Consider the following 22,865-nt stretch of genomic DNA (forward strand, 5'->3'; position numbering starts at 1 on the left):
TGTGTGGAGACTCTTCCCTTGACCACCATCGTTTCAGTCCGCCGTCACGGCAAAGTCGTCATGGGCGGCGACGGCCAGGTTTCTCTCGGCAATACCGTGATGAAAGGCAACGCGAAAAAAGTTCGTCGCCTGTACCACGGCCAGGTCATCGCCGGTTTTGCCGGTGCCACCGCTGACGCCTTTACCCTCTTCGAGCGTTTCGAAGGCCAGCTTGAAAAACATCAGGGCCACCTGGTGCGCGCCGCTGTCGAACTCGCCAAAGAATGGCGCACCGATCGCTCCCTGAGCCGCCTCGAAGCGATGCTCGCGGTCGCCAACAAAGACGCTTCCCTGATCATTACCGGCAACGGTGACGTGGTCGAACCCGAAGACGGCCTGATCGCCATGGGTTCCGGCGGCGGTTACGCGCAGGCTGCGGCCAGCGCCCTGCTGAAAAAGACCGACCTGTCGGCTCGCGAAATCGTCGAAACCGCCCTCGGTATCGCCGGCGATATCTGTGTATTCACCAACCACACTCAGACCATTGAGGAGCAGGATCTCGCTGAATAAGCCTGACGCGGCCCTGTGCCACGGCTTGTTCTTGCTTGAGGACCGTCAATTATTATGTCCATGACTCCCCGCGAAATCGTCCACGAACTCAACCGTCACATCATCGGCCAGGACGATGCCAAGCGCGCCGTCGCGATTGCCCTGCGCAACCGCTGGCGCCGCATGCAGCTGCCTGAAGAGCTGCGCGTTGAAGTGACCCCGAAGAACATTCTGATGATTGGCCCGACCGGTGTCGGTAAAACCGAGATCGCCCGTCGTCTGGCGAAACTGGCCAACGCGCCGTTCATCAAGGTCGAAGCGACCAAGTTCACCGAAGTCGGCTACGTTGGCCGTGACGTCGAATCGATCATCCGTGATCTCGCCGACGCCGCGATCAAGATGCTCCGCGAGCAGGAAATGACTCGCGTGCGCCACCGCGCCGAAGACGCTGCCGAGGATCGCATCCTCGACGCGCTGCTGCCGCCGGCCCGCATGGGCTTCAGCAATGAAGAAGCGCCGAGCTCCGATTCCAACACCCGTCAGCTGTTCCGCAAACGCCTGCGCGAAGGTCAGCTGGATGACAAGGAAATCGAGATCGAAGTCGCCGAAGTGGCAGGCATCGAAATCGCCACGCCGCCCGGCATGGAAGAGATGACCAACCAGTTGCAGTCGCTGTTTGCCAACATGGGCAAGGGCAAGAAGAAGGCGCGCAAGCTCAAGGTCAAAGAAGCGTTGAAGCTGGTGCGCGATGAAGAAGCCGGGCGTCTGGTCAACGAAGAAGAGCTGAAAGCCAAGGCGCTGGAAGCGGTTGAACAGCACGGCATCGTGTTCATCGACGAGATCGACAAAGTCGCCAAGCGTGGCAACGTCGGCGGCGCCGATGTCTCCCGTGAAGGCGTGCAGCGCGACCTGCTGCCGCTGATCGAAGGCTGCACCGTCAACACCAAGCTGGGCATGGTCAAGACCGACCACATCCTGTTCATCGCCTCCGGTGCGTTCCACCTGAGCAAGCCGAGCGACCTGGTGCCTGAGCTGCAAGGTCGCCTGCCGATCCGCGTCGAACTCAAGGCCCTGAGCCCGTCGGACTTCGAGCGCATCCTCAGCGAACCGCATGCCTCGCTGACCGAGCAATATTGCGCGCTGCTGAAAACCGAAGGCCTGAACATCCAGTTCCAGCCGGAAGGCATCAAGCGTCTGGCGGAGATCGCCTGGCAGGTCAACGAGAAAACCGAGAACATCGGTGCCCGTCGCCTGCACACGCTGCTTGAGCGTCTGCTCGAAGAGGTATCGTTCAGTGCCGGTGATCTGGCCAGCACCCACGATGAGAAGCCGATTCTGATCGACGCCGAATACGTCAACAGCCACCTCGGCGAATTGGCACAGAACGAAGACCTGTCCCGTTATATCCTGTAGGTCACCTTCCCTGTAGGAGCTGCCGCAGGCTGCGATCTTTTGCCTTGAGTTTTTAAAAAGCAAGATCAAAAGATCGCAGCCTGCGGCAGCTCCTACAGGGTGTTCCTCTAGTCGGATGACCTGCAATGACTACTATTCCTACCGACATCAAACTGCACAAAGCCTCGAAAACCCTGACGCTCACCTACGCGTCCGGCGAGGAATACACCCTGCCCGCCGAATTCCTGCGCGTGCATTCCCCCTCCGCCGAGGTCCAGGGCCACGGCAAACCGATCCTGCAATTCGGCAAGATCAACGTCGGTCTGAGCAAACTGGAACCAGCCGGTCACTACGCACTGAAACTGACCTTCGACGACGGTCACGACAGCGGCTTGTTCACCTGGGATTATCTCTACGAGCTGGGGCGACGTCATGACGCACTCTGGGCCGATTATCTGGCCGAGCTCAAAGCGGCGGGCAAGACCCGCGATCCGAACGAGTCAGTCGTCAAGCTGATGCTCTAGCCCGTACCTTGCGCTCATTAGAGGGCATTTTCTAAATTCATCTGTTTGAATGCTCCGCTGTGTGGCCGAGGATCGGCCCGCTTGCGAAAAAAATTAAACTCGGGTAACCAATGGAGCTGGCAAGTTCCCTGCAGTGCTCTACGACTGTAAAGCAGCTATGCAGAATTAACGGTCACCCGAGCAGTAGTACCTGGCATTGGCTGTGGAACTGCACAGCAGAAAACCGGGTACTCGTCTCAGGACAATGGAGCGTCGTAGATGAGTAACAAGAATAACGATGACCTGAAGTACCAAGCCTCGGAAAACACCCTGGGGCTTAATCCCGTCGTTGGGCTACGCGGAAAGGATCTGCTGGCCTCTGCTCGTATGGTGCTGAAACAGGCCATCAGACAACCGATCCATAGCGTCAAGCACGTCACCCATTTCGGCCTCGAACTGAAGAACGTGCTGTTTGGCAAATCCGAACTGCAACCGGCTGGCGATGACCGTCGCTTCGCTGATCCGGCGTGGAGCCAGAACCCGCTCTACAAACGTTATCTGCAAACCTATCTGGCGTGGCGCAAGGAACTCCATGCCTGGATTGACGACAGCAGTCTCTCCCCCAAGGACATCGCGCGTGGCCACTTCGTCATCAACCTGATGACCGAAGCCATGGCCCCGACCAACACTGCAGCCAACCCGGCCGCGGTGAAACGCTTCTTCGAAACCGGCGGCAAGAGCCTGCTCGATGGCCTCTCCCATTTGGCCAAGGATCTGGTGCACAACGGCGGCATGCCGAGCCAGGTCAACATGGGCGCGTTCGAAGTCGGCAAGAGCCTCGGCGTCACCGACGGCGCGGTGGTGTTTCGCAACGACGTGCTGGAGCTGATCCAGTACAAGCCGATCACCGAGCAAGTCCATGAGCGCCCGTTGCTGGTGGTACCGCCGCAGATCAACAAGTTCTACGTATTCGATTTGAGCCCGGACAAGAGTCTGGCGCGCTTCTGCCTGCGCAATAATGTGCCGACGTTCATCATCAGTTGGCGCAACCCGACCAAGGCGCAGCGCGAGTGGGGACTGTCGACCTACATCGACGCACTGAAAGAGGCCGTCGACGTGGTCACCGCGATCACTGGCAGCAAAGACGTCAACATGCTTGGCGCCTGCTCCGGCGGCATCACCTGCACCGCCCTGCTCGGCCACTACGCGGCGATCGGCGAGAAGAAGGTCAATGCCCTCACCCTGCTGGTCAGCGTGCTCGACACCACACTGGACAGCGATGTCGCCCTGTTCGTCGACGAGCAGACCCTGGAGACCGCCAAGCGTCACTCGTACCAGGCCGGCGTGCTCGAAGGCAAAGACATGGCCAAGGTCTTCGCCTGGATGCGCCCCAACGACCTGATCTGGAACTACTGGGTCAACAACTACCTGCTCGGCAACGAGCCGCCGGTGTTCGACATCCTGTTCTGGAACAACGACACCACACGGTTGCCCGCCGCGTTCCATGGCGACCTGATCGAGATGTTCAAAAACAACCCACTGATTCGCCCCAATGCACTGGAAGTGTGCGGCACGCCGATCGACCTCAAGCAGGTAACGGCCGACATCTTCTCGCTGGCCGGCACCAACGACCACATTACCCCGTGGAAGTCCTGCTACAAGTCGGCGCAGCTGTTTGGCGGCAAGGTCGAATTCGTGCTGTCCAGCAGCGGGCATATCCAGAGCATTCTGAACCCGCCGGGCAACCCGAAATCCCGTTACATGACCAGCGAAGAAATGGCGGCCAACGCCGATGACTGGCAAGAAAACTCGACCAAGCACACCGATTCCTGGTGGCTGTACTGGCAGGCCTGGCTGGCCGAGCGCTCGGGCGACCTGAAAAAGGCCCCGGTGAAATTGGGCAACAAGGCGTATCCGGCGGGTGAAGCTTCGCCGGGCACTTACGTTCACGAGCGGTAACTGACACCACCCCTCCCCTGTAGGAGCTGCCGAAGGCTGCGATCTGTTGATCTTGATTCTAAAAACAGAATCAAAAGATCGCAGCCTTCGGCAGCTCCTACAGGGGGCGTGTACTTGAAATCCACAGGGCCTGACGCATGCCGCAACCGTTCATATTCCGTACCGTCGATCTGGATGGTCAAACCATCCGCACGGCGGTACGCCCCGGCAAGCCTCACTTGACGCCCTTGCTGATTTTCAACGGCATCGGCGCCAACCTGGAGCTGGTGTTTCCGTTTGTCGCGGCGCTGGACCCGGATCTGGAAGTGATCGCGTTCGACGTGCCTGGTGTCGGCGGCTCCTCGACGCCGAACCGTCCATACCGCTTTCCCGGTCTGGCCAAGCTGACCTCGCGCATGCTCGATTACCTCGACTACGGTCAGGTCAACGTCATCGGTGTGTCGTGGGGCGGCGCACTCGCGCAGCAGTTCGCCTACGACTACCCCGAGCGCTGCAAGAAACTGGTGCTGGCGGCGACTGCTGCCGGTGCGGTAATGGTGCCGGGCAAGCCGAAAGTGCTGTGGATGATGGCCAGTCCGCGACGCTACATTCAGCCGTCCCACGTGATCCGCATCGCGCCGCTGATCTATGGGGGCTCGTTCCGCCGCGATCCGACCCTGGCCGCCAGTCACGCCGCAAAAGTGCGTTCGGCAGGCAAGCTCGGTTACTACTGGCAACTCTTTGCTGGCCTCGGCTGGACCAGCATTCACTGGCTGCACAAGATCCATCAGCCGACGCTGGTACTCGCCGGCGACGACGATCCACTGATCCCGTTGATCAACATGCGCATGCTCGCCTGGCGTATTCCCAACGCGCAACTGCACATCATCGACGACGGTCATCTGTTCCTGATTACCCGCGCCGAAGCGGTGGCGCCGATCATCATGAAATTCCTCCAGGAGGAACGTCAGCGCGCGGTGATGCACCCGCATCCGACACCGCTCGGCGGTTAACCCCGGCGGCAGGCTTTATGCAGGCCTTTGGCAAAGAGTGCGCGGCAGGACGCCGCGCAGGCAGCAACCCGCAACAGCGTCTATGGTGTTCTGGTTCGGTGAGTGTGTTTTTGGCCTGAAGACGAAGGAGTGTTGAGTCATGCGCGACAAACCAGCGACGGGCGGAGTGCCCAGCCCCGCCGTGTTCATCAACGCACAGAGTGCGATCACCGGATTGCGCGGTCGCGACTTGCTTTCGACCCTGCGCAGCGTCGCCGCACACGGTTTGCGTAACCCGGTGCACAGCGCGAAACACGCCTTGAAGCTCGGCGGCCAGTTGGGCCGCGTGCTGCTCGGGGAAACCCTGCACCCGACCAATCCGAACGACAGTCGTTTCGCTGACCCGGCGTGGAGCCTGAATCCGTTTTATCGCCGTAGCCTGCAGGCTTATCTGGCCTGGCAGAAACAGGTCAAAAGCTGGATCGACGAAAGCAACATGAACCCGGAGGATCGCGCCCGGGCGCACTTCGCCTTCACCCTGCTCAACGACGCCGTGGCGCCCTCAAACACGCTGCTCAATCCGCTGGCGGTCAAAGAGTTGTTCAACTCCGGCGGGCACAGTCTGGTGCGCGGCCTCAGTCATTTGTTCGATGATCTGCTGCACAACGACGGCTTGCCCCGCCAAGTGACCAAACAGGCTTTCGAGGTCGGCAAGACCGTCGCCACCACCACCGGCTCGGTGGTGTTTCGCAATGAGCTGCTTGAGCTGATCCAGTACAAGCCGATGAGCGAAAAGCAGTACGCCAAGCCGCTGCTGGTGGTGCCGCCGCAAATCAACAAGTACTACATTTTCGACCTCAGCCCGCAGAACAGTTTCGTCCAGTACGCACTGAAGAACGGCCTGCAGACCTTCATGATCAGCTGGCGCAATCCCGATGTGCGCCATCGCGAATGGGGCCTGTCGACCTACGTCGAAGCCGTGGAAGAAGCGATGAACATCTGCCGGGCGATCACCGGCGCCCGTGAGGTCAATCTGATGGGGGCTTGCGCTGGAGGGCTGACCATCGCCGCCCTGCAAGGCCACCTGCAGGCCAAGCGGCAGCTGCGCCGGGTCTCCAGCGCGACCTATCTGGTCAGCCTGCTCGACAGCGAAATCGAAACCTCGGCCACGCTGTTCGCCGATGAGCAAACCCTCGAAGCCGCCAAGCGTCGCTCCTATCAGAAAGGCGTGCTCGAAGGTCGCGACATGGCCAAAGTCTTCGCCTGGATGCGCCCCAACGATTTGATCTGGAGCTACTTCGTCAACAACTACCTCTTGGGCAAAGAGCCGCCGGCCTTCGACATCCTCTACTGGAACAACGACAACACCCGTCTGCCCGCCGCGTTCCACGGTGATTTGCTGGACTTCTTCAAGCACAACCCGCTGACCCATCCGGGTGGGCTTGAGGTCTGTGGCACGCCGATCGACTTGCAGAAAGTCACCGTCGACAGCTTCAGCGTCGCCGGCATGAACGACCACATCACGCCGTGGGACGCGGTGTATCGCTCGACCCTGCTGCTCGGCGGCGACCGACGCTTCGTGCTGTCCAACAGCGGTCACGTGCAGAGCATTCTCAACCCGCCGAGCAACCCGAAAGCCGCGTACGTCGAGAACGGCAAGATGAGCAGCGACCCGCGCGCCTGGTACTACGACGCCAAACACGTCGACGGCAGCTGGTGGCCGCAGTGGCTGGAGTGGATTCAGCAGCGCTCCGGCGCACAACACGAAACCACCTTTACCCTCGGCAACCCGAACTATCCACCGATGGAGGCCGCGCCCGGTACTTACGTGCATGTGCGCTGACGCTTAACCGAACTTTCTAAGAAGACTGGATGAAAACCCGCGACCGGATTCTCGAATGTGCTTTGCAACTGTTCAACGAAAAGGGCGAGCCGAACGTCTCCACCATGGAGGTGGCCAACGAAATGGGGATCAGCCCCGGCAACCTTTACTACCACTTCCACGGCAAGGAGCCGTTGATACTCGGGTTGTTCGAACGCTTTCAGAATGAACTGGCGCCACTGCTCGATCCGCCGGCGGATGTGGAACTGGCGCCGGAGGATTACTGGCTGTTTTTGCACTTGATTGTCGAGCGGTTGGCGCAGTACCGGTTTCTGTTCCAGGACCTGTCGAATCTCGCCGGGCGGTTGCCGAAGCTGGCCAAGGGGATTCGTCATCTGCTCAATGCGCTGAAGCGCACGCTGGCGTCGTTGTTGGCGCGGTTGAAGGCAGGAGGGCAGTTGGTCAGTGATACGCAGGCGTTGGGGCAGTTGGTGGAGCAGATCACCATGACGTTGCTGTTTTCGCTGGATTATCAGCGGATTCTGGATCGTGAGGGTGAGGTGCGGTTGGTCGTGTATCAGATCATGATGTTGGTGGCGCCGCATTTGCTGCCGCCGGTGAAGGTCGCGACCGAACGCATGGCCCTGCAATACCTCGAAGACCACGAGTAACCCGGAATCAAAAGATCGCAGCCTTCGGCAGCTCCTACAGGGGGAATGTGTACCTCTGTAGGAGCTGCCGAAGGCTGCGATCTTTTGATCTTCAAACAAAAACGCCCGACCTTCACAGGCCGGGCGTTTTATTTTGCCCTGAAAAATCAGGACTGACTGGTTGGCGTCGACGGGGTCGATGCAGCAGTCGGGGTTGCCGCCGGAGTCGGTGCGGCGGCGGAGTTCGACGCGCTCACCGGAGCTGTCGGGGTGGCCGGCTTGGCTGCAGCAGGTGCTGCTGGCTTCGGCGCTGCGGCTTTCGGCGTGGCCGGTTTTTTCACTGCCGGTTTTTTCGCCGCAGCCGGTTTGGCTGCTGGCTTGGCAGCCGGTTTGGCGGCAGCGGTTTTCGCTGCTGGCTTGGCGGCTGGTTTCGCTGCAGTTTTGGCCGCAGGTTTTGCAGCTGGTTTGGCTGCGGCTTTGGCGGCAACCGGTTTGGCGGCTGCTTTGGCTGCTGGCTTGGCGGCAGCGGTTTTGGCTGCAGGCTTGGCCGCTGCTTTTGCCGCGGGTTTAGCGGCAGCTTTAGCCAATGGCTTGGCAGCGGATTTTGCCGCTGCGGTTTTCGCTGCCGGTTTTGCTGCCGCGGGTTTCGCCGCCACAGGCTGAGCCTTCAGACCGGTGAGTTTTTCGATCTGCCTGGTCAGTGTGTCGACCTTGCTGTTAAGTGCCTTGACCTCATTGCGGCTCGGTACGCCCAGGCGCGAGATCGCGCTGTTCAGGCGCTTGTCGAAAGCCCCTTCCAGCTCATCCCACTTGCCCAGTGCACGATCTTTCACGCCGCTGATGCGCGACTTCGCCGAGGAAGCGGAGTCCTTCGCTGCATCGACTTTTTTGCCGACTGCAGACTTGGTGAGCTTCTCGGCTTTCTCGCCGTCTTTGACCAATGTATCGAAGAGCTTGCTGCCGTCAGTGTCGATCTTCGAGTACACGCCTAAACCAGCCAGCCAGATTTTGCGGGAGTAGGATTCGACCTTCCCGACCCACGAGCTGCTATCTTTTTTATCAGTAGTCTTTTTGCCAGCCATCCCGTTCTCCTTAAGATTTACGCGCGACGCGTTCGAGCAATGCCGTCAGCTCATCGAGCTTAGCAGAGAGTGTCTCAACGTCATGTTTAGACGGAATGCCGATACGATTCAAGGCGCTTGCTACACGGGAGTCGAACGCCTTCTCGACCTTGTCGAGCTGAACCTCGACGCGACCTTTGAATGAACTCACTTCACCCTTGGCTTCATCGATCTCGGCGTTGGCCGCTTCGAGTTTTTCGGTGACGACTTTTTTGCCTTTCTTTTCAACAGTTTGACCGGCTTTGATCAGCTCTTGAAAGTAGTCACTGCCCTCTTGGCCAACCTTGGCGTAGGCACCCAGGCCTGCCAGCCAGATCTTGCGGGCATAGGATTTGACGTCGCTCAGAGCAGTTGTCGAAGCGTCGATTTTTTTCTTCAAAATAACTTTGGCCATGGTGCACCTCACGCGCAGAAGGTTTGAGGAACTGCCCGCGAAAGTGTCGGGCTCAGGCACAAAGTAGGCAGAAAAATTAGAAACGGCACCCTAACAACTGACATAAAAGCTCGGGTGCACCACAAAATAAATGTAGGAGTGAGCCTGCTCGCGATAGCGGTGTATCAGTCAAAAAATGATGTCGACTGACAGACCGCTATCGCGAGCAGGCTCACTCCTACAGGGGATCGTGTTTCAGACCAAAGCTTTGTCGAGGGCTTTTTCGATTTCGGCTTTGATCATGCCGCTCATGGCCGACATCATGATGCCCAGCTCAACGTCGACCTTGATCGAATCGTCCGCCACATGCACCGCACCTTTCACACCCGAGCGCTTGAGATTCAGGGTGTCACCCGACCATTGCGGCTCCAGGCCATATTGCTCGGAGAGTTTCTGCGCCAGCTTGTCGGCCTTCTCGCGGGCGGCTTCCTTGCCCAGGTTGTGGGCACGCTCAACAGTGATTTTGGCCATTGATTGACTCCTGCTTTTTGAATGGGGCGAAAAAGATGTGTCGGTAAATCTTGACCGCCGCTGCGGCAAATCGTCCCGAAGGTTGCCCATCTTACCTTTAGCCATTCCAAGACAAAGCATGGCTTGGGGATTAGAATGTCGCGCATTCTCTTTTGGTGACAGCGATATGACTGATCAGCGCAAAGGCAGCGATGCCGAACCCACCACTCACTTCGGCTTCAAAAACGTTCCGGAAAGCCAGAAAGCGGAAAAAGTCGCTGAGGTTTTCCACTCGGTAGCCGCCAAGTACGACCTGATGAACGACCTTCTGTCGGGCGGCATGCACCGTCTGTGGAAGCGTTTCGCGATCGAACTGTCGGGCGTGCGCAGCGGTAACCGCGTGCTGGACATTGCCGGTGGTACCGGTGACCTGACCAAAAAGTTCTCGCATCTGGTTGGCCCTACCGGTCAGGTGGTATTGGCCGACATCAACGAATCGATGCTCAAGGTCGGCCGTGACCGCCTGCTGGATCTGGGTGTCGCCGGCAACGTCGAATTCGTTCAGGCGGACGCGGAAAAACTGCCGTTCCCGGACAACCACTTCGACTGCGTGACCATCGCCTTCGGCCTGCGCAACGTGACGCACAAAGAAGACGCCCTGCGTTCGATGCTGCGCGTGCTCAAGCCGGGCGGGCGTCTGCTGGTGCTGGAATTCTCCAAGCCGACCAACGCGCTGATGTCGAAAGCCTACGACGCTTACTCGTTCGCCTTCATGCCGCTGATGGGCAAGCTGATCACCAACGACTCGGAAAGCTATCGCTACCTGGCCGAATCGATCCGCATGCACCCGAATCAGGAAACCCTGAAGTCGATGATGGTCGACGCCGGTTTCGACCGCGTGACTTATCACAACATGACCGCAGGCATCGTCGCCCTGCACCGTGGCATCAAGCCCTGATGTTGCTCACCGGGCTGCTCGCCAGCGTTGAACTCGGCCTCAACCGGGTGCTGCGTCTCGACAGCACGGCGCTGCCGCGGCTGGCGCATTTGACCGGCAAGGTGATTGCCGTCGACTGCCGCAGCCCGGCGCTGCAACTGTTCATCTTGCCGAGCGACGAAGGTCTGATGCTGGCCTCGCACTGGGAAACCGCTGTCGACTGCACCCTGCGCGCGCCGGCCTCCAGCCTGATCAAACTGGCCGTGAGCAAAGACAAGACTGCGGTGCTGCACGCCCCGGAAGTCGAGCTTGATGGCGACAGCGGCGTGCTGCTGGAGCTGGCCGGCGTGCTGCAGGATCTTGAGCTGGACTGGGAGTACGAACTCTCGCGCTGGCTCGGTCCGGTCGCCACGCAGCTGGTCGGTGGCCATCTGCGCAGTCGCGCACGCTGGTATCAACAAGGATTTGCCAGCCTCAACCAGAATCTCGCCGAATACCTCGCCGAAGAATCGCGCACCCTCGTCGGGCAGCGCGAAGCCGAAGCACGGTTCAGCGAACTGGACCGGATCAAACTTGATCTGGAACGTCTCGAGGCGCGTTTCGAGCGCCTTTCCCGATCCCTCGACCCAAGCGATAACGCATGAAGCTGCTTGCCGTCCGCCGTTTGTTGCGCATCCAGCGCGTCGTGATCCGCTACCGCCTCGATGATCTGCTGTTCGATCTGCCGCTGCCCTGGTTTCTCCTGGCGCTGCGCTATGTGCTGCCGTGGCGCTGGTTCCCGCGCAAGCCGCTGGAGCTGAGCCGGGGTGCGCGTTTGCGTCTGGCGTTGCAGGATCTCGGGCCGATCTTCATCAAGTTCGGGCAGATTCTTTCGACTCGCCGCGACCTGCTGCCGGAAGACATCGCCGATGAGCTGATGTTGTTGCAGGACCGCGTGCCGCCATTCGATTCGCAACTGTCGATCAAACTGATCGAAGAACAGTTGGGTAAAAAAATCAGTGAAGTGTTCAGCCGTTTCGACGTCGAACCGCTGGCCTCGGCATCGGTGGCGCAGGTGCACGCCGCGCAGCTGAAAACCGGCGAAGAAGTCGTGGTCAAGGTGATCCGCCCTGGTTTGAAAGCGGTGATCGCTCAGGATCTGGCGTGGCTGTTCATCCTCGCCCGCGCCGCTGAAAAGCTCTCGGCCGACGCGCGTCTGCTGCACCCGGTCGATGTGGTCCAGGACTACGAAAAAACCATCTATGACGAACTCGATTTGCTGCGTGAGGCGGCCAACGCCAGCCAGTTGAAGCGCAACTTCGAAGGTTCGCCGCTGCTCTACGTGCCGCAGGTCTACTGGGACTGGTGCCGGCCGAAAGTGCTGGTGATGGAACGCATCTACGGCATTCAGGTGACGGATCTGGCGACCCTCGCCGACCAGCGCACCGACATGAAAATGCTCGCCGAACGCGGTGTGGAGATTTTCTTCACCCAAGTGTTCCGCGACAGTTTCTTCCACGCCGACATGCACCCCGGCAACATTTTCGTCAGTACCGTCAATCCGTGGAGCCCGCAGTACATCGCGATCGACTGCGGCATCGTCGGCAGCCTGACCCCGGAAGATCAGGATTATCTAGCCCGCAACCTGTTCGCCTTCTTCAAGCGTGACTACCGCCGCGTGGCGCAATTGCACATCGATTCGGGTTGGGTGCCGGCGGAAACCAAACTCAACGAATTCGAAGCGGCGATCCGCACCGTGTGCGAACCGATCTTCGAAAAACCGTTAAAAGATATTTCATTTGGCCAGGTGCTGATGCGCCTGTTCCAGACTGCGCGGCGCTTCAACATGGAAGTGCAGCCGCAACTGGTGCTGCTGCAAAAGACCCTGCTGAACATCGAAGGCCTCGGCCGTCAGCTGTACCCGGATCTGGATCTGTGGAACACCGCGCAGCCGTTTCTCGAACGCTGGATGCGCGAACGCGTCAGCCCGAAAGCCTTGCTCGGCAACGTGCAGAGCCAGTTCGAGCAACTGCCGCACCTGGCGAATATGGCCCGCGATCTGCTCGAACGCATGTCCCAGCCGCACGCCTACGATCCGCCGCCACCGTGGCATAAACGCAAGGATGACTGGTTCCTGCGCCTGCTCGGTTGCGCGCATCTGGCCGGCGGGGTGATCCTCGCCCTCGGTGGTCCGTTGCACGAATTGGGGCATTGGCCGGCCGGAATCATGGTGGCCGTGGGCTTGTATCTGGTCGTTCGCCGATAGCCAGTTTCGTGATCGGCTGGCACACTGTTTCAATGCCTGAACCCGACTATTGAAGTGTGGGGTTCGCTGTCGGAGTCGAAGATGAAAAACTGGCTGGACGAGATCAAGTGGGACGCTGACGGCCTGGTGCCGGCGATTGCCCAGGATCACAAGACCGGACGCGTGCTGATGATGGCCTGGATGAACCGCGAAGCGCTCGAACTGACCGCTGCGGAAAACCGTGCAATCTACTGGTCACGTTCCCGTGGCAAGCTGTGGCGCAAGGGCGAAGAGTCCGGCCATGTACAGACCTTGCATGAAATGCGTCTGGACTGTGACGCCGACGTGATCATCCTGATGGTTGAACAGATCGGCGACATCGCTTGCCATACCGGCCGTCAAAGCTGCTTTTACCGTGTCTTCGAAAACGGCGACTGGAAAACAGTCGATCCGGTTCTCAAAGACCCGCACGCCATTTATTCCGCAGGACACAAACATGAGTGACACCCTGACCCGCCTCGCTCAGGTACTTGAAGAGCGCAAGGGCGCAGCCGCCGACAGCTCGTATGTGGCTAGTCTGTATCACAAGGGTTTGAACAAGATTCTGGAGAAAGTCGGCGAAGAGTCGGTCGAAACCATTATTGCCGCCAAGGACGCCGCCATCAGCGGCGACTGCAGCGACGTGATCTACGAGACCGCCGACCTGTGGTTCCACAGCATGGTCATGCTCGCCCAACTGGGGCAGCATCCACAGGCTGTGCTGGATGAACTGGATCGCCGCTTCGGCCTGTCCGGACACGTCGAGAAAGCCTCGCGTCCGTCCGCCTGAACAATTTTTCGAGAGGAACAGCAACATGGGCATTTTTGACTGGAAACACTGGATCGTCATTCTGGTTGTCGTGGTGCTGGTGTTCGGCACCAAGAAACTGAAAAACCTCGGCACCGACGTTGGCGAGTCGATCAAGGGCTTCCGTAAAGCCATGAACGACGACGAGAAGCCTGCCGCTGATCCAACCGTGACGCCTGCGCAGCCGGTGCCACCGGTGCAGCCGCAAGCCACCGCTCAGGCCAATCCGCCGCACACCATCGACGTGCAGGCGCAGAAAGTCGAAGAGCCGATCCGCAAAGACGTGTGAGCACTGACTAATGTTTGGTATCAGCTTCTCTGAACTGCTGCTCGTCGGCCTCGTCGCTCTGCTGGTGCTGGGCCCCGAGCGTCTGCCGGGCGCTGCACGCACCGCCGGCCTGTGGGTCGGTCGGCTGAAGCGCAGCTTCAACGCGATCAAACAGGAAGTTGAACGTGAAATCGGTGCCGACGAGATTCGTCGGCAACTGCACAACGAGCACATTCTGTCGCTGGAGCAAGAGGCGCGGAAGATTTTCAACCCGGTTCAGCAAGAGCCGACGCCAGTTGAGCATGTAGGTCAGCAGACGATTCATGCGCCAACCGCGCCTGTTACGCCAGCACCGGCACCCGCTGCCGTTGTAGCACCGACAGAGCCGGCGCCAGCCGCTGTGGAACAATCTGTTGAACACGTTGCGCCAACCGCCGCGCCGATCACACCTGCGCCTCACGACACCACTTTGCCGCCGCGAGCCCCATGAGCGATCTCCCCGAAAACGACCAGCACATGCCGCTGGTTTCGCACCTCACCGAGTTGCGCACCCGTCTGCTGCGTTGTGTGGCGGCGATCTTCATCATCTTCGCCGGGCTGTTTGCGTTCACCCAGCAGATCTACACCTTCGTCTCGACGCCGCTGCGCCAGTACCTGCCGGTCGGCGCGACGATGATCGCCACCGACGTGTCGTCGCCGTTCCTGACGCCGCTGAAGCTGACCATGATGGTCTCGCTGTTCCTCGCGATTCCGGTGATCCTGCATCAGATCTGGGGCTTTATTGCGCCGGGCCTGTACAAGCATGAGAAGCGCATCGCGGTGCCGCTGCTGGTGTCGAGCATTTTGCTGTTCTACACCGGCATGGCGTTTGCCTATTACTTCGTGTTCCCGCTGATCTTCAAGTTCTTCGCCGCCGCCACCCCGGCCGGCGTGGAAATGATGACCGACATCGCCAGTTACCTCGATTTCGTCATGACGCTGTTCTTCGCCTTCGGCGTCGCGTTCGAGATCCCGGTGGCCGTGGTGCTGCTGGTGTGGATCGGCGTAGTCGACGTCGCCTACCTGAAGAAAATCCGCCCGTACGTGATCATCGGCTGCTTCGTGGTCGGCATGATCCTGACGCCGCCGGACATCTTCTCGCAAACCCTGCTGGCCGTGCCGATGTGGATGCTGTTTGAAATCGGCATTCTGTTCGGTGGCTTGATCAGCAAACGCGAACGCCCGGACGAGAACCCGGCCGACGACCACAACGACCAGCCGCCAGCGACCCAGGCATGAACCTGCTGTTGCTCGAAGAGGCCGATTTCATTGCGGCCGACCGCGTGGTGCTGCGTGATCGACGCCTGACCCATATGCAGGAGGTTCACCGTTCGGAAGTCGGTGACCGCCTGCGCGTCGGGCGCATCAACGGCCTGATGGGTTCTGCTGAGTTGCTGCGTCTGGAAGCGGGTGAAGCGGAGCTGCGTGTCAGCCTCGATCAGCCGCCACCGGCCAAACTGCCTCTGACGCTGGTGCTGGCGCTGCCCCGTCCGAAAATGCTCCGCCGGGTATTTCAGACCGTGGCAACCATGGGCGTGCCCAAGGTAATTCTGGTCAACAGCTACCGTGTCGAGAAGAGTTTCTGGCAGACGCCATTTCTTGAGCCCGAGGCGATTCGCGAAAATTTGATCCTCGGCCTCGAACAGGCGCGTGACACTGTCCTGCCAGAGATCATCATCGAGAAGCGCTTCAAGCCGTTTGTTGAAGATCGACTGCCGGCGATTACCGACGGCACTCTCGGCCTGGTTGGCCATCCCGGCAACTACCCGCCGTGCCCACGCGCGCTCAGCGAACCCGTCACCCTGGCCATCGGCCCCGAAGGTGGCTGGATTCCTTACGAGATCGATCTGCTGGCCAGGTCCGGCCTGCAACCGGTGCAACTGGGCGAACGCATCCTGCGCGTCGAAACCGCCGTCACCGCCCTGCTCGCCCGGCTTTTCTAAACGAACACCGCTCCCATGTAGGAGCTGCCGCAGGCTGCGATCTTTTGATGTTGTTTTTAGAAGCACGATCAAAAGATCGCAGCCTGCGGCAGCTCCTACATTGATACCGTGCGGGTCCGGCGGATAAATGGTGTTACAGATTGCCATCATTCGGCCGATACCTTCTCCATAAGTCCAATTAGTGGTCCGAAGGGAGTGGTCGCATGTACCGTTGGTTAGCCGAGAGTCTTGGAAACGTCAGCGTCAAACGCAAGTTGGGCATCGGTTTCGGCCTGGTGCTGTTACTGACACTGTTGATCACCTTCACCGGCTGGACCGGCATGAGCGGCATCATCAGCCGCGGCGACAAACTCGGTTTTATTTCCAGCCTCAATGAGCTGACCAAGGACCTGCGTCTGGCGCGCATGGACTACGACATGCGTCGCGGCGAACAAGGCCCGGGCACGGTCAACGAATTCCTGAGCAAACTCGAAAGCGGCCTGCAATCGGCACGCGGCATGATTGAGCAGCCGTCCGACGTGACGATGGTCGATCAACAATTGGCTGCCGTGGCCGAATACAAGCGTGCCTTCGGCGAAATGACACAGGCTACCGTGCAACGTGAAGACGCACGCAGCAAGCTAGGCGCCAATGCCGACAATGCCGTGACCAAGGTCGGCGAAGTCGAGAGCGCGCTGCTGCAAGGCGACAGCGTCGCGCAATACAACGCAGTGATCGAACTGAGCAAACTGCTGCAGCAAGCGCGATATCAGGTGCGCGGTTACACCTACAGCGGCAAGGCCGATGCCGAGCAACCAGCCCTGACCGCGATCGACAATGCCCTGAAAAATCTCGAGAGCCTGCCGTCCCGTGTTCCGGAGCAGCATATCGCCAACCTGCAACAAGCCACCGACTCGCTCAAGGCTTACCGTGCAGCCGTGGCTCAATTCCGTGACTCGCAAGTAAAAAACGCTGCAGCACTGGCCAACATGTCCGCTCAGGGCGACATTTTGATCGCTGTCAGCAAGAAACTGACTGAATCGCAGACAGTGGTTCGGGACACTGACGCCGCACGCGCCAAAAACCTGCTGCTGATCGCCACCGCACTGGCCGTAGCGTTCGGCTTGCTGGCCGCCTGGGCGATCACTCGCCAGATCATCATCCCGCTCAACCAGACCCTGAAAGTCGCCGAACGCGTGGCCGCTGGCGACCTGACCCACAATCTGGTGTCCCTGCGCCGCGATGAACTGGGCCAACTGCAACGCTCGATGCAGAGCATGACCCAAGGCCTGCGTGAACTGGTCGGCGGCATCAGCGACGGCGTTACTCAGATCGCCAGCGCTGCCGAGGAACTCTCGGCTGTGACCGAGCAGACCAGCGCTGGAGTCAACAATCAGAAAATCGAGACCGATCAGGTCGCTACCGCCATGAACGAAATGGCCGCCACCGTGCAGGAAGTCGCGCGCAACGCCGAGGAAGCTTCCGAAGCTGCCGTTGCCGCTGACCAGCAGGCCCGCGAAGGCGACAAGGTCGTCGGCGAAGCCATCGCACAGATCGAGCGTCTGGCCGTTGAAGTCGGCCACTCCACCGAGGCCATGGGCGAACTCAAACGCGAAAGCGACAAGATCGGCAGCGTCCTCGACGTGATCAAATCCGTGGCCCAGCAAACCAACCTGCTCGCTCTCAACGCCGCCATCGAAGCTGCGCGCGCCGGTGAAGCCGGACGTGGTTTTGCCGTGGTCGCCGATGAAGTTCGCAGCCTCGCCCAGCGCACGCAGAAATCCACCGAAGAAATCGAAGAGCTGATCGTCGGCCTGCAAAATGGCACCCAGCAAGTGGCGACGATCATGGACAACAGCCGCACCCTGACCGACAGCAGCGTCGAGCTGACCCGTCGGGCCGGCGGTTCGCTGGAGAGCATCACCCGCACCGTGTCGGCAATTCAGGCGATGAACCAACAGATCGCAGCGGCCGCCGAGCAGCAGAGCGCAGTGGCTGAAGAGATCAACCGTAGCGTGCTGAATGTGCGGGACGTGTCGGATCAGACCTCGGCGGCGAGCGAAGAGACCGCGGCGTCGAGCGTTGAGCTGGCACGTCTGGGGACGCATCTGCAAATGCTGGTGGGGCGCTTCAAGGTTTAGACGCAAGTGGGGCCTGTCACCAGGCCCCATTGCTACCCTTCGAGGTCAGCAGTGCGACGAATCCTTCGCGCAATCTCTGCCAAATCCATAGCTACATCGCCCTTGTAATCATGTGACGATATATAGCCTTCGTAATGATCGAAGAACTTGCCCATGTTCGAGCTGATCGGTTTGAAGTGACTGGAGTCACCCGTGCCGTGCATGGGAAAGAGCTTGGCATGTAAGTGGTCGATGCCATACCCCTCCAATATAAGTCCGGTTCTACCCACATCAGCAAATGTCTTGTCGATTAGCAGTGCCACTTTCTTGGCTGCAACAATCAGCGCGGACAACACTTCATCTGATTGAGCAAAAGCATAACTACTGTAGTGCTGCTTCGGAACAACCACTGAAAAGCCGGGCGTATTGGGATAAATAGACAAAAACGCAAGGTGGGCATCGTCCTCCCAAATCAAATGCATAGGCGCATCGCCGCTGATCATTTTGCAAAAAATACAATCCATATGAATATGCACCGTTCAAACTGATGGACCTGCAACAATTGAATACCGACTGGCCTGTTAGCCCAGCAATGTATTGAACTTCAAGGGCGAGCTGTTTGCATCCCAGACGATACTATGTTGCTCAACACCTCCTAGCGTCCTGCACGCCAGTGCAGCGATGACTGACGAGGCCAGCATCGACGCCAGACTGAAATTGCTCGGGCCGTAGCTGGGCATGACGCCTTTGGGTAACCGTTGCCAATCGAATGGTCGCTGCACTGACGGAGCACAGTCAGGGTTCTCTGATTCGGCGACCTGCGACGCTTCACCCGTGTAGAAATTGGTCATGCACATGCGGTGCAGATAGCCCGCGCTGACGACCGGAATCTTGTACTCATCGGCCAGTTGTTTGCACTGCGCAGCCAGCGTAGCCGGCTCGTCAGCGGTCACGACAACCGCGTCATAACCTTGCTTGATCAGATCACGAACGTCATCCAGAGCAAGGCTGCGCTTGAGCGCTGTAACGTCGACGTCTGGAAATTTTTCTTCCAGTATCTCCCGCAGCACATCGACCTTAAACGCACCGACGTCGCTTCTGCGCCAGAATAATTGCCGGTTGAGATTACTTTCTTCGATGCGATCGCCATCGGTGACGGTGAGATGACCAATGCCGCTACCCGCCAGCAACAGACTGGCAGTGCTGCCAATCCCGCCACAACCAAAGAGCAGGACTCTGGCGCGTTTCAATGCGGCCACGTCCTCCATGACATCCTCACAGGAACTTGCGCCACAGAGCAGATAACTGACTGTCCGGCTTGTGCGTGGATTTTCAAGCAACTGCCGTACGCCCTGCATGGCTTGATCACTGCCTGGTATCAACGCCCCCGCGGCGTGCAGCGCTTCGAACATCGCGGTTTCCCCCTGCCCTGCCAGTTGCACGACGCCGCGAGGCCCACTTATATACATTCCACCTTCATATACGCCATAGAGCGTTGAGGGAGCAACGACGCCCATGTAACCCTCGCCGGCAAAAAAATCGTCCTGATTTTCCATATCCCACCCACGCTTGAACCCCGTCCCGAAGGACGAGGCCATTACTTTAAAAGTGCAAATTTAAACTTTAATTACACAGTGGTGTGAACCCATGCTTGCGCATGTAAGCCAGTTCTTGAGCAGTACAAGGAAGTTGACCAAAAGCCACTACCTTATTGCCGGGTTGAATCTGGTGCTCGGCCACGAACGGATTGGCAGGTTTTACTTCATCAGCTTGCACAGTTGCAGACATGGCCGCCACACTCGCCAGCAATGCGACAAGACCCAGAGATTTCTTTTCCATAAGATTAAATACTCAGCAACTTTAGTTTATTGAGGGTACGCGCAACTTCTTGATACGCCCTCAATGGACGCGACTGAGCAGCAAGGATTTAGGCTTTTCGTTATTTAAAAAATAAATACTCAAACCAGATCTGTGCAACCGCAACTGCAGCTTCGCTTCTCTCTTTGATTATTTGCCTATGCCTCAGAGACTCGCGAAGACTGCAATCGGGTTTGATTAGAACTAGAGAACCTGACGCAGGAAGGCCTGGGCACGCGGATCTTTCGGCGCATCAAAGAACTCTGCCGGCGCCGCATCTTCCAGCAGTTTGCCGTGATCGAAAAACAACACCCGATCCGCCACTTCCCGGGCAAAGCCCATCTCGTGGGTCACGCAAACCATGGTCATGCCTTCCACGGCCAGGTTCTTCATCACGTCCAGCACTTCGCCGACCATTTCCGGGTCGAGGGCCGAAGTCGGCTCATCGAACAACATCACCTTCGGTTCCATCGCCAGCGCCCGGGCAATCGCCACGCGCTGCTGCTGACCGCCGGACAGGCGTGACGGAAATTCGTTGGCCTTCTGTGCGATACCAACCTTTTTCAACAATTCCATGGCCTTGGCTTCGCGCTCTTTCTTGCCGCGCTTGCGCACGACTTTCTGCGCCAGACAGAGGTTTTCCAGCACGGTCATGTGCGGGAACAGGTTGAAATGCTGAAAGACCATGCCGACTTCGCGGCGGTAGGCGTTGACGTCGGTTTTCGGGTCGGCCAGTTGCAGCCCGTCGATGCTCACCGAGCCCGAGTCAAATTCCTCCAGGCCATTGAGGCAACGCAGGAAGGTCGACTTGCCGGAACCCGACGGGCCGATCACCACCAGCACTTCACCCTTGGCCACCGTGGTGCTGACGTTATCCACCGCGCGCACCACTTGCCCACGGGTGTCGAAGACTTTTACCAGATCGCGGACTTCAATCACTTTGCGCGAGCCTCCGCTCAAGCCGGCTGGCGATTTTCGACAGCGGCAGGTTGATCAACAGGTACAGACCGGCAACGCAGAACAGGATTTCGAACGGCGAAAACGAAGTGGTGATCACTTCACGGCCGCTTTTCAGCAGCTCGGTGATGGCGATTACCGACACCAGCGAGGTGTCCTTGACCAGACTGATGAACTGCCCGGCCAACGGCGGCAGCACACGTTTCAGCGCTTGCGGCAGCACCACATGGCGCATCGACTGACCCGCGCTCAAGCCGAGCGAACGCGCCGCTTCGTTCTGGCCACGGGCAATCGACTGCACGCCGGAACGGATGATCTCAGCCACGTAGGCGCCGGTGAACAGCGACAGCGCGGCGATCCCGGCGAACTCGCGGGACAGATTCATCACCGTGCCGATGAAGAAGTAGAATATGAAGATCTGTACCAGCAGCGGCGTGCCGCGCACCAGTTCGACGTAAATGGTCGAGAGGTCGCGCAGGGTCGGGTTGTTCGACAGACGGCACAGGCCGGTGACCAGACCGATCAGCAGACCGAGTACACCAGAGACCACTGACAGCCAAAGCGTTGTCCAAAGGCCCCACAACAGCGGTCCTGCCGCCCAATGGCGAGTCACGCCCACGACGTCACCTTCGGCCACATCGTCGCCCTGAGCGAATTGCAGGCTGTTCTCGTCGACGGTCAAGTGCTGCTCGTCACCGGCGTCGTTGCGCAGAGTGACTTGCGCGCTGCTGCCCTTGCGCACGAGTTCGGTGACGGTGGAAATGTCAGCGGCTCGCTGGGTTTCTTCAGCCTGATAGGCGAAGTACTGCGGCACGCGGTTCCAGCGCCATTCGTAGGACATCAGCGACGTCGCGTAATACAACGCGCCGGCCAGGCCGACCAGCACCAGCACGGTGAGGACGTGCCAGGGCCATTGGGCTTTTTTCTGTTTCATTGCAGGTTCCGGATTTTGTGTTGCTCTGGAGGGCCTCTTCGCGAGCAGGCTCGCTCCCACAGGGGAATGCATTCCAATGTGGGAGCGAGCCTGCTCGCGAATGGGGCGACTCGGTCTATGCGACCGGGCTTATTCCATGTCCTTGAGCCACTCGGTGCTCTTGAACCACTTGTCATGGATGCGATCGTAAGTGCCGTCTTCGTGGATCTGGTGCAGGAAGTTGTTGATGAAGTTGAGGCTGTCGTAGTCACCCTTCTTCAGACCGAAAGCCAGTGGCTCGTAGGTGAACGGCTTGTCGAGGAACACCAGCTTGCCGGCGCCGACCTTGGTCACCGCGACAACGTTGTACGGGGCGTCGTAAATGAAGGCATCAGCCTTGCCGTTGACCACGTCGAGCACGGCTTCCTGCTCGTTGTCGTAGCCGTGGTATTTGGCTTTGGAGATCAGCTTCTTGGCGACCATCTCACCGGTGGTGCCGAGCTTGGAGGTGATGCGGTAGTCGGCGGTGTTCAGGTCTTTGTACGACTTGATGGTGCCTTCAAGCTCCTTGCGGATCAGCAGGGTCTGGCCGACCACGATGAACGGTTCACTGAAGTTCAGGCGCAGATTGCGTTCCTGAGTCAGGGTCATGCCGCTGCCGATCATGTCGAACTTGTCGGTCATCAGCGCCGGGATGATGCCGTCGTAACCGGTCGAAACCAGCTCCAGCTTGACGCCCATGGCCTTGGACATGGCTTTGAGGATATCGACTTCGAAGCCGATGATTTCGCCGCGCTTGTTGGTCATTTCGAACGGCATGTAGGTCGGATCCATACCGACTTTCAATGTGCCGCGCTTGACCGCGTCATCGATTGCGCCAGCCTGCGCCGCATTGACTGCAACCAGTGCCGTGACGCCGACCAGCAGCATCGACAGATACTTCTTCATCTTC

Annotated in this window: 26 protein-coding genes and 1 pseudogene; 18 read left to right on the forward strand and 9 right to left on the reverse strand. The window is 59.1% G+C overall.

Annotated elements, in window-relative coordinates; translation table 11 throughout:
* Positions 1–18 precede the first annotated feature (18 nt).
* The 7 genes from hslV (at position 19) to CQ009_RS10665 (ending at position 7,846) form a co-directional block, all read left to right on the forward strand.
* On the forward strand, positions 19–549 hold the full coding sequence (gene hslV, locus CQ009_RS10635) for an ATP-dependent protease subunit HslV (protein ID WP_016984593.1): 531 nt from the start codon (positions 19–21) through the stop codon (positions 547–549).
* Positions 550–603: 54 nt separating this feature from the next.
* Positions 604–1,941: an ATP-dependent protease ATPase subunit HslU gene (hslU, locus tag CQ009_RS10640; RefSeq protein ID WP_064388878.1), complete on the forward strand. Its 1,338-nt coding sequence runs from the start codon at positions 604–606 to the stop codon at positions 1,939–1,941.
* A 125-nt stretch (positions 1,942–2,066) separates the two neighbouring features.
* The gene (locus tag CQ009_RS10645) at positions 2,067–2,444 is read left to right on the forward strand and encodes a gamma-butyrobetaine hydroxylase-like domain-containing protein (RefSeq protein ID WP_105706029.1); all 378 of its coding nucleotides are present in this window, start codon (positions 2,067–2,069) and stop codon (positions 2,442–2,444) included.
* Positions 2,445–2,702: 258 nt separating this feature from the next.
* Positions 2,703–4,382 carry a class II poly(R)-hydroxyalkanoic acid synthase gene (gene phaC / locus CQ009_RS10650; RefSeq protein WP_105706031.1) on the forward strand — a complete coding sequence of 560 codons (1,680 nt, stop codon included), beginning with the start codon at positions 2,703–2,705 and terminating at the stop codon, positions 4,380–4,382.
* A gap of 137 nt (positions 4,383–4,519) precedes the next feature.
* Positions 4,520–5,374, forward strand: a complete 855-nt coding sequence (gene phaZ / locus CQ009_RS10655; protein WP_016984597.1) for a poly(3-hydroxyalkanoate) depolymerase — start codon at positions 4,520–4,522, stop codon at positions 5,372–5,374.
* Between the two features lie 139 nt (positions 5,375–5,513).
* Positions 5,514–7,196, forward strand: coding sequence for a class II poly(R)-hydroxyalkanoic acid synthase (phaC, locus tag CQ009_RS10660; protein WP_064388881.1), 1,683 nt, complete (start codon positions 5,514–5,516; stop codon positions 7,194–7,196).
* Between the two features lie 29 nt (positions 7,197–7,225).
* The gene (locus CQ009_RS10665) at positions 7,226–7,846 is read left to right on the forward strand and encodes a TetR/AcrR family transcriptional regulator (RefSeq protein WP_064388882.1); all 621 of its coding nucleotides are present in this window, start codon (positions 7,226–7,228) and stop codon (positions 7,844–7,846) included.
* A gap of 146 nt (positions 7,847–7,992) precedes the next feature.
* On the opposite strand, the gene CQ009_RS10670 is transcribed toward CQ009_RS10665, so the two are convergent.
* From CQ009_RS10670 to CQ009_RS10680, 3 genes are all read right to left on the reverse strand, one after another.
* Entirely contained in the window at positions 7,993–8,907 is a 915-nt protein-coding gene (locus CQ009_RS10670) for a phasin family protein (RefSeq protein ID WP_105706033.1), read from the reverse strand.
* Between the two features lie 10 nt (positions 8,908–8,917).
* Entirely contained in the window at positions 8,918–9,340 is a 423-nt protein-coding gene (locus tag CQ009_RS10675; protein WP_053116633.1) for a phasin family protein, read from the reverse strand.
* A gap of 234 nt (positions 9,341–9,574) precedes the next feature.
* On the reverse strand, positions 9,575–9,850 hold the full coding sequence (locus CQ009_RS10680; RefSeq protein WP_077570393.1) for a polyhydroxyalkanoic acid system family protein: 276 nt from the start codon (positions 9,848–9,850) through the stop codon (positions 9,575–9,577).
* 166 nt (positions 9,851–10,016) lie between these two features.
* On the opposite strand from CQ009_RS10680, the gene ubiE reads away from it, so the two are divergent.
* From ubiE to CQ009_RS30370, 11 genes and pseudogenes are all read left to right on the forward strand, one after another.
* On the forward strand, positions 10,017–10,787 hold the full coding sequence (gene ubiE / locus CQ009_RS10685) for a bifunctional demethylmenaquinone methyltransferase/2-methoxy-6-polyprenyl-1,4-benzoquinol methylase UbiE (RefSeq protein ID WP_008080626.1): 771 nt from the start codon (positions 10,017–10,019) through the stop codon (positions 10,785–10,787).
* Entirely contained in the window at positions 10,787–11,410 is a 624-nt protein-coding gene (locus tag CQ009_RS10690; protein ID WP_034152973.1) for an SCP2 domain-containing protein, read from the forward strand. The genes ubiE and CQ009_RS10690 overlap by 1 nt, the downstream gene beginning before the upstream one ends.
* Positions 11,407–13,011, forward strand: a complete 1,605-nt coding sequence (gene ubiB, locus CQ009_RS10695) for a ubiquinone biosynthesis regulatory protein kinase UbiB (RefSeq protein ID WP_105706035.1) — start codon at positions 11,407–11,409, stop codon at positions 13,009–13,011. Before CQ009_RS10690 ends, ubiB begins: the two co-directional genes overlap by 4 nt.
* 81 nt (positions 13,012–13,092) lie before the next feature.
* Positions 13,093–13,494 (forward strand): phosphoribosyl-AMP cyclohydrolase, encoded by a 402-nt coding sequence (gene hisI, locus CQ009_RS10700; protein ID WP_007909357.1) that lies wholly within the window; start codon positions 13,093–13,095, stop codon positions 13,492–13,494.
* Positions 13,487–13,819, forward strand: coding sequence for a phosphoribosyl-ATP diphosphatase (locus CQ009_RS10705; protein ID WP_003220849.1), 333 nt, complete (start codon positions 13,487–13,489; stop codon positions 13,817–13,819). The genes hisI and CQ009_RS10705 overlap by 8 nt, the downstream gene beginning before the upstream one ends.
* Positions 13,820–13,844: 25 nt before the next feature.
* The gene (locus CQ009_RS10710) at positions 13,845–14,126 is read left to right on the forward strand and encodes a twin-arginine translocase TatA/TatE family subunit (RefSeq protein WP_003220847.1); all 282 of its coding nucleotides are present in this window, start codon (positions 13,845–13,847) and stop codon (positions 14,124–14,126) included.
* A gap of 10 nt (positions 14,127–14,136) precedes the next feature.
* Positions 14,137–14,595: a Sec-independent protein translocase protein TatB gene (gene tatB / locus CQ009_RS10715; protein WP_064388885.1), complete on the forward strand. Its 459-nt coding sequence runs from the start codon at positions 14,137–14,139 to the stop codon at positions 14,593–14,595.
* A complete protein-coding gene (tatC, locus tag CQ009_RS10720) occupies positions 14,592–15,383 on the forward strand; it encodes a twin-arginine translocase subunit TatC (protein WP_007909342.1) in 792 nt (263 codons plus the stop codon). The genes tatB and tatC overlap by 4 nt, the downstream gene beginning before the upstream one ends.
* Positions 15,380–16,087, forward strand: coding sequence for a 16S rRNA (uracil(1498)-N(3))-methyltransferase (locus CQ009_RS10725; RefSeq protein ID WP_105706037.1), 708 nt, complete (start codon positions 15,380–15,382; stop codon positions 16,085–16,087). Before tatC ends, CQ009_RS10725 begins: the two co-directional genes overlap by 4 nt.
* Positions 16,088–16,407: 320 nt before the next feature.
* Positions 16,408–17,352, forward strand: a pseudogene (locus tag CQ009_RS30365) (methyl-accepting chemotaxis protein); the annotation flags it as partial.
* 141 nt (positions 17,353–17,493) lie between these two features.
* Positions 17,494–18,207, forward strand: coding sequence for a methyl-accepting chemotaxis protein (locus CQ009_RS30370; protein WP_371850961.1), 714 nt, complete (start codon positions 17,494–17,496; stop codon positions 18,205–18,207).
* Between the two features lie 32 nt (positions 18,208–18,239).
* Here the strand turns inward: CQ009_RS30370 and CQ009_RS10735 are convergent, their stop codons facing one another.
* From CQ009_RS10735 to CQ009_RS10755, 6 genes are all read right to left on the reverse strand, one after another.
* Entirely contained in the window at positions 18,240–18,710 is a 471-nt protein-coding gene (locus tag CQ009_RS10735) for an HIT family protein (protein WP_105706039.1), read from the reverse strand.
* A 57-nt stretch (positions 18,711–18,767) separates the two neighbouring features.
* On the reverse strand, positions 18,768–19,742 hold the full coding sequence (locus CQ009_RS10740) for a ThiF family adenylyltransferase (protein WP_158260935.1): 975 nt from the start codon (positions 19,740–19,742) through the stop codon (positions 18,768–18,770).
* Positions 19,743–19,809: 67 nt separating this feature from the next.
* Positions 19,810–20,025 carry a hypothetical protein gene (locus CQ009_RS29805; protein WP_146117533.1) on the reverse strand — a complete coding sequence of 72 codons (216 nt, stop codon included), beginning with the start codon at positions 20,023–20,025 and terminating at the stop codon, positions 19,810–19,812.
* A gap of 222 nt (positions 20,026–20,247) precedes the next feature.
* Entirely contained in the window at positions 20,248–20,982 is a 735-nt protein-coding gene (locus tag CQ009_RS10745) for an amino acid ABC transporter ATP-binding protein (RefSeq protein ID WP_064388890.1), read from the reverse strand.
* On the reverse strand, positions 20,975–21,934 hold the full coding sequence (locus CQ009_RS10750) for an amino acid ABC transporter permease (protein ID WP_038360021.1): 960 nt from the start codon (positions 21,932–21,934) through the stop codon (positions 20,975–20,977). Before CQ009_RS10750 ends, CQ009_RS10745 begins: the two co-directional genes overlap by 8 nt.
* A 129-nt stretch (positions 21,935–22,063) precedes the next feature.
* Positions 22,064–22,861, reverse strand: a complete 798-nt coding sequence (locus tag CQ009_RS10755; protein ID WP_034152980.1) for a transporter substrate-binding domain-containing protein — start codon at positions 22,859–22,861, stop codon at positions 22,064–22,066.
* Positions 22,862–22,865 lie beyond the last annotated feature (4 nt).

This window comes from Pseudomonas sp. MYb2, from assembly GCF_002979955.1.
GTDB lineage: Bacteria > Pseudomonadota > Gammaproteobacteria > Pseudomonadales > Pseudomonadaceae > Aquipseudomonas.

Excerpts from the sequence above, each read along its gene's own strand:
- CQ009_RS10670 (WP_105706033.1), bottom strand. The coding sequence starts at position 8,907 with ATGGCTGGCAAAAAGACTACTGATAAAAAAGATAGCAGCTCGTGGGTC.
- CQ009_RS10735 (WP_105706039.1), bottom strand. The coding sequence starts at position 18,710 with ATGGATTGTATTTTTTGCAAAATGATCAGCGGCGATGCGCCTATGCAT.
- CQ009_RS10645 (WP_105706029.1), top strand. The coding sequence starts at position 2,067 with ATGACTACTATTCCTACCGACATCAAACTGCACAAAGCCTCGAAAACC.
- CQ009_RS10740 (WP_158260935.1), bottom strand. The coding sequence starts at position 19,742 with ATGGAAAATCAGGACGATTTTTTTGCCGGCGAGGGTTACATGGGCGTC.
- CQ009_RS30370 (WP_371850961.1), top strand. The coding sequence starts at position 17,494 with ATGAACGAAATGGCCGCCACCGTGCAGGAAGTCGCGCGCAACGCCGAG.
- CQ009_RS10690 (WP_034152973.1), top strand. The coding sequence starts at position 10,787 with ATGTTGCTCACCGGGCTGCTCGCCAGCGTTGAACTCGGCCTCAACCGG.
- CQ009_RS10710 (WP_003220847.1), top strand. The coding sequence starts at position 13,845 with ATGGGCATTTTTGACTGGAAACACTGGATCGTCATTCTGGTTGTCGTG.
- CQ009_RS10750 (WP_038360021.1), bottom strand. The coding sequence starts at position 21,934 with ATGAAACAGAAAAAAGCCCAATGGCCCTGGCACGTCCTCACCGTGCTG.
- CQ009_RS10755 (WP_034152980.1), bottom strand. The coding sequence starts at position 22,861 with ATGAAGAAGTATCTGTCGATGCTGCTGGTCGGCGTCACGGCACTGGTT.
- phaC (WP_064388881.1), top strand. The coding sequence starts at position 5,514 with ATGCGCGACAAACCAGCGACGGGCGGAGTGCCCAGCCCCGCCGTGTTC.
- CQ009_RS10725 (WP_105706037.1), top strand. The coding sequence starts at position 15,380 with ATGAACCTGCTGTTGCTCGAAGAGGCCGATTTCATTGCGGCCGACCGC.
- ubiE (WP_008080626.1), top strand. The coding sequence starts at position 10,017 with ATGACTGATCAGCGCAAAGGCAGCGATGCCGAACCCACCACTCACTTC.
- CQ009_RS10675 (WP_053116633.1), bottom strand. The coding sequence starts at position 9,340 with ATGGCCAAAGTTATTTTGAAGAAAAAAATCGACGCTTCGACAACTGCT.
- phaZ (WP_016984597.1), top strand. The coding sequence starts at position 4,520 with ATGCCGCAACCGTTCATATTCCGTACCGTCGATCTGGATGGTCAAACC.
- hslU (WP_064388878.1), top strand. The coding sequence starts at position 604 with ATGTCCATGACTCCCCGCGAAATCGTCCACGAACTCAACCGTCACATC.
- CQ009_RS10665 (WP_064388882.1), top strand. The coding sequence starts at position 7,226 with ATGAAAACCCGCGACCGGATTCTCGAATGTGCTTTGCAACTGTTCAAC.
- CQ009_RS10705 (WP_003220849.1), top strand. The coding sequence starts at position 13,487 with ATGAGTGACACCCTGACCCGCCTCGCTCAGGTACTTGAAGAGCGCAAG.
- CQ009_RS10680 (WP_077570393.1), bottom strand. The coding sequence starts at position 9,850 with ATGGCCAAAATCACTGTTGAGCGTGCCCACAACCTGGGCAAGGAAGCC.
- hisI (WP_007909357.1), top strand. The coding sequence starts at position 13,093 with ATGAAAAACTGGCTGGACGAGATCAAGTGGGACGCTGACGGCCTGGTG.
- phaC (WP_105706031.1), top strand. The coding sequence starts at position 2,703 with ATGAGTAACAAGAATAACGATGACCTGAAGTACCAAGCCTCGGAAAAC.
- tatC (WP_007909342.1), top strand. The coding sequence starts at position 14,592 with ATGAGCGATCTCCCCGAAAACGACCAGCACATGCCGCTGGTTTCGCAC.
- tatB (WP_064388885.1), top strand. The coding sequence starts at position 14,137 with ATGTTTGGTATCAGCTTCTCTGAACTGCTGCTCGTCGGCCTCGTCGCT.
- ubiB (WP_105706035.1), top strand. The coding sequence starts at position 11,407 with ATGAAGCTGCTTGCCGTCCGCCGTTTGTTGCGCATCCAGCGCGTCGTG.
- CQ009_RS29805 (WP_146117533.1), bottom strand. The coding sequence starts at position 20,025 with ATGGAAAAGAAATCTCTGGGTCTTGTCGCATTGCTGGCGAGTGTGGCG.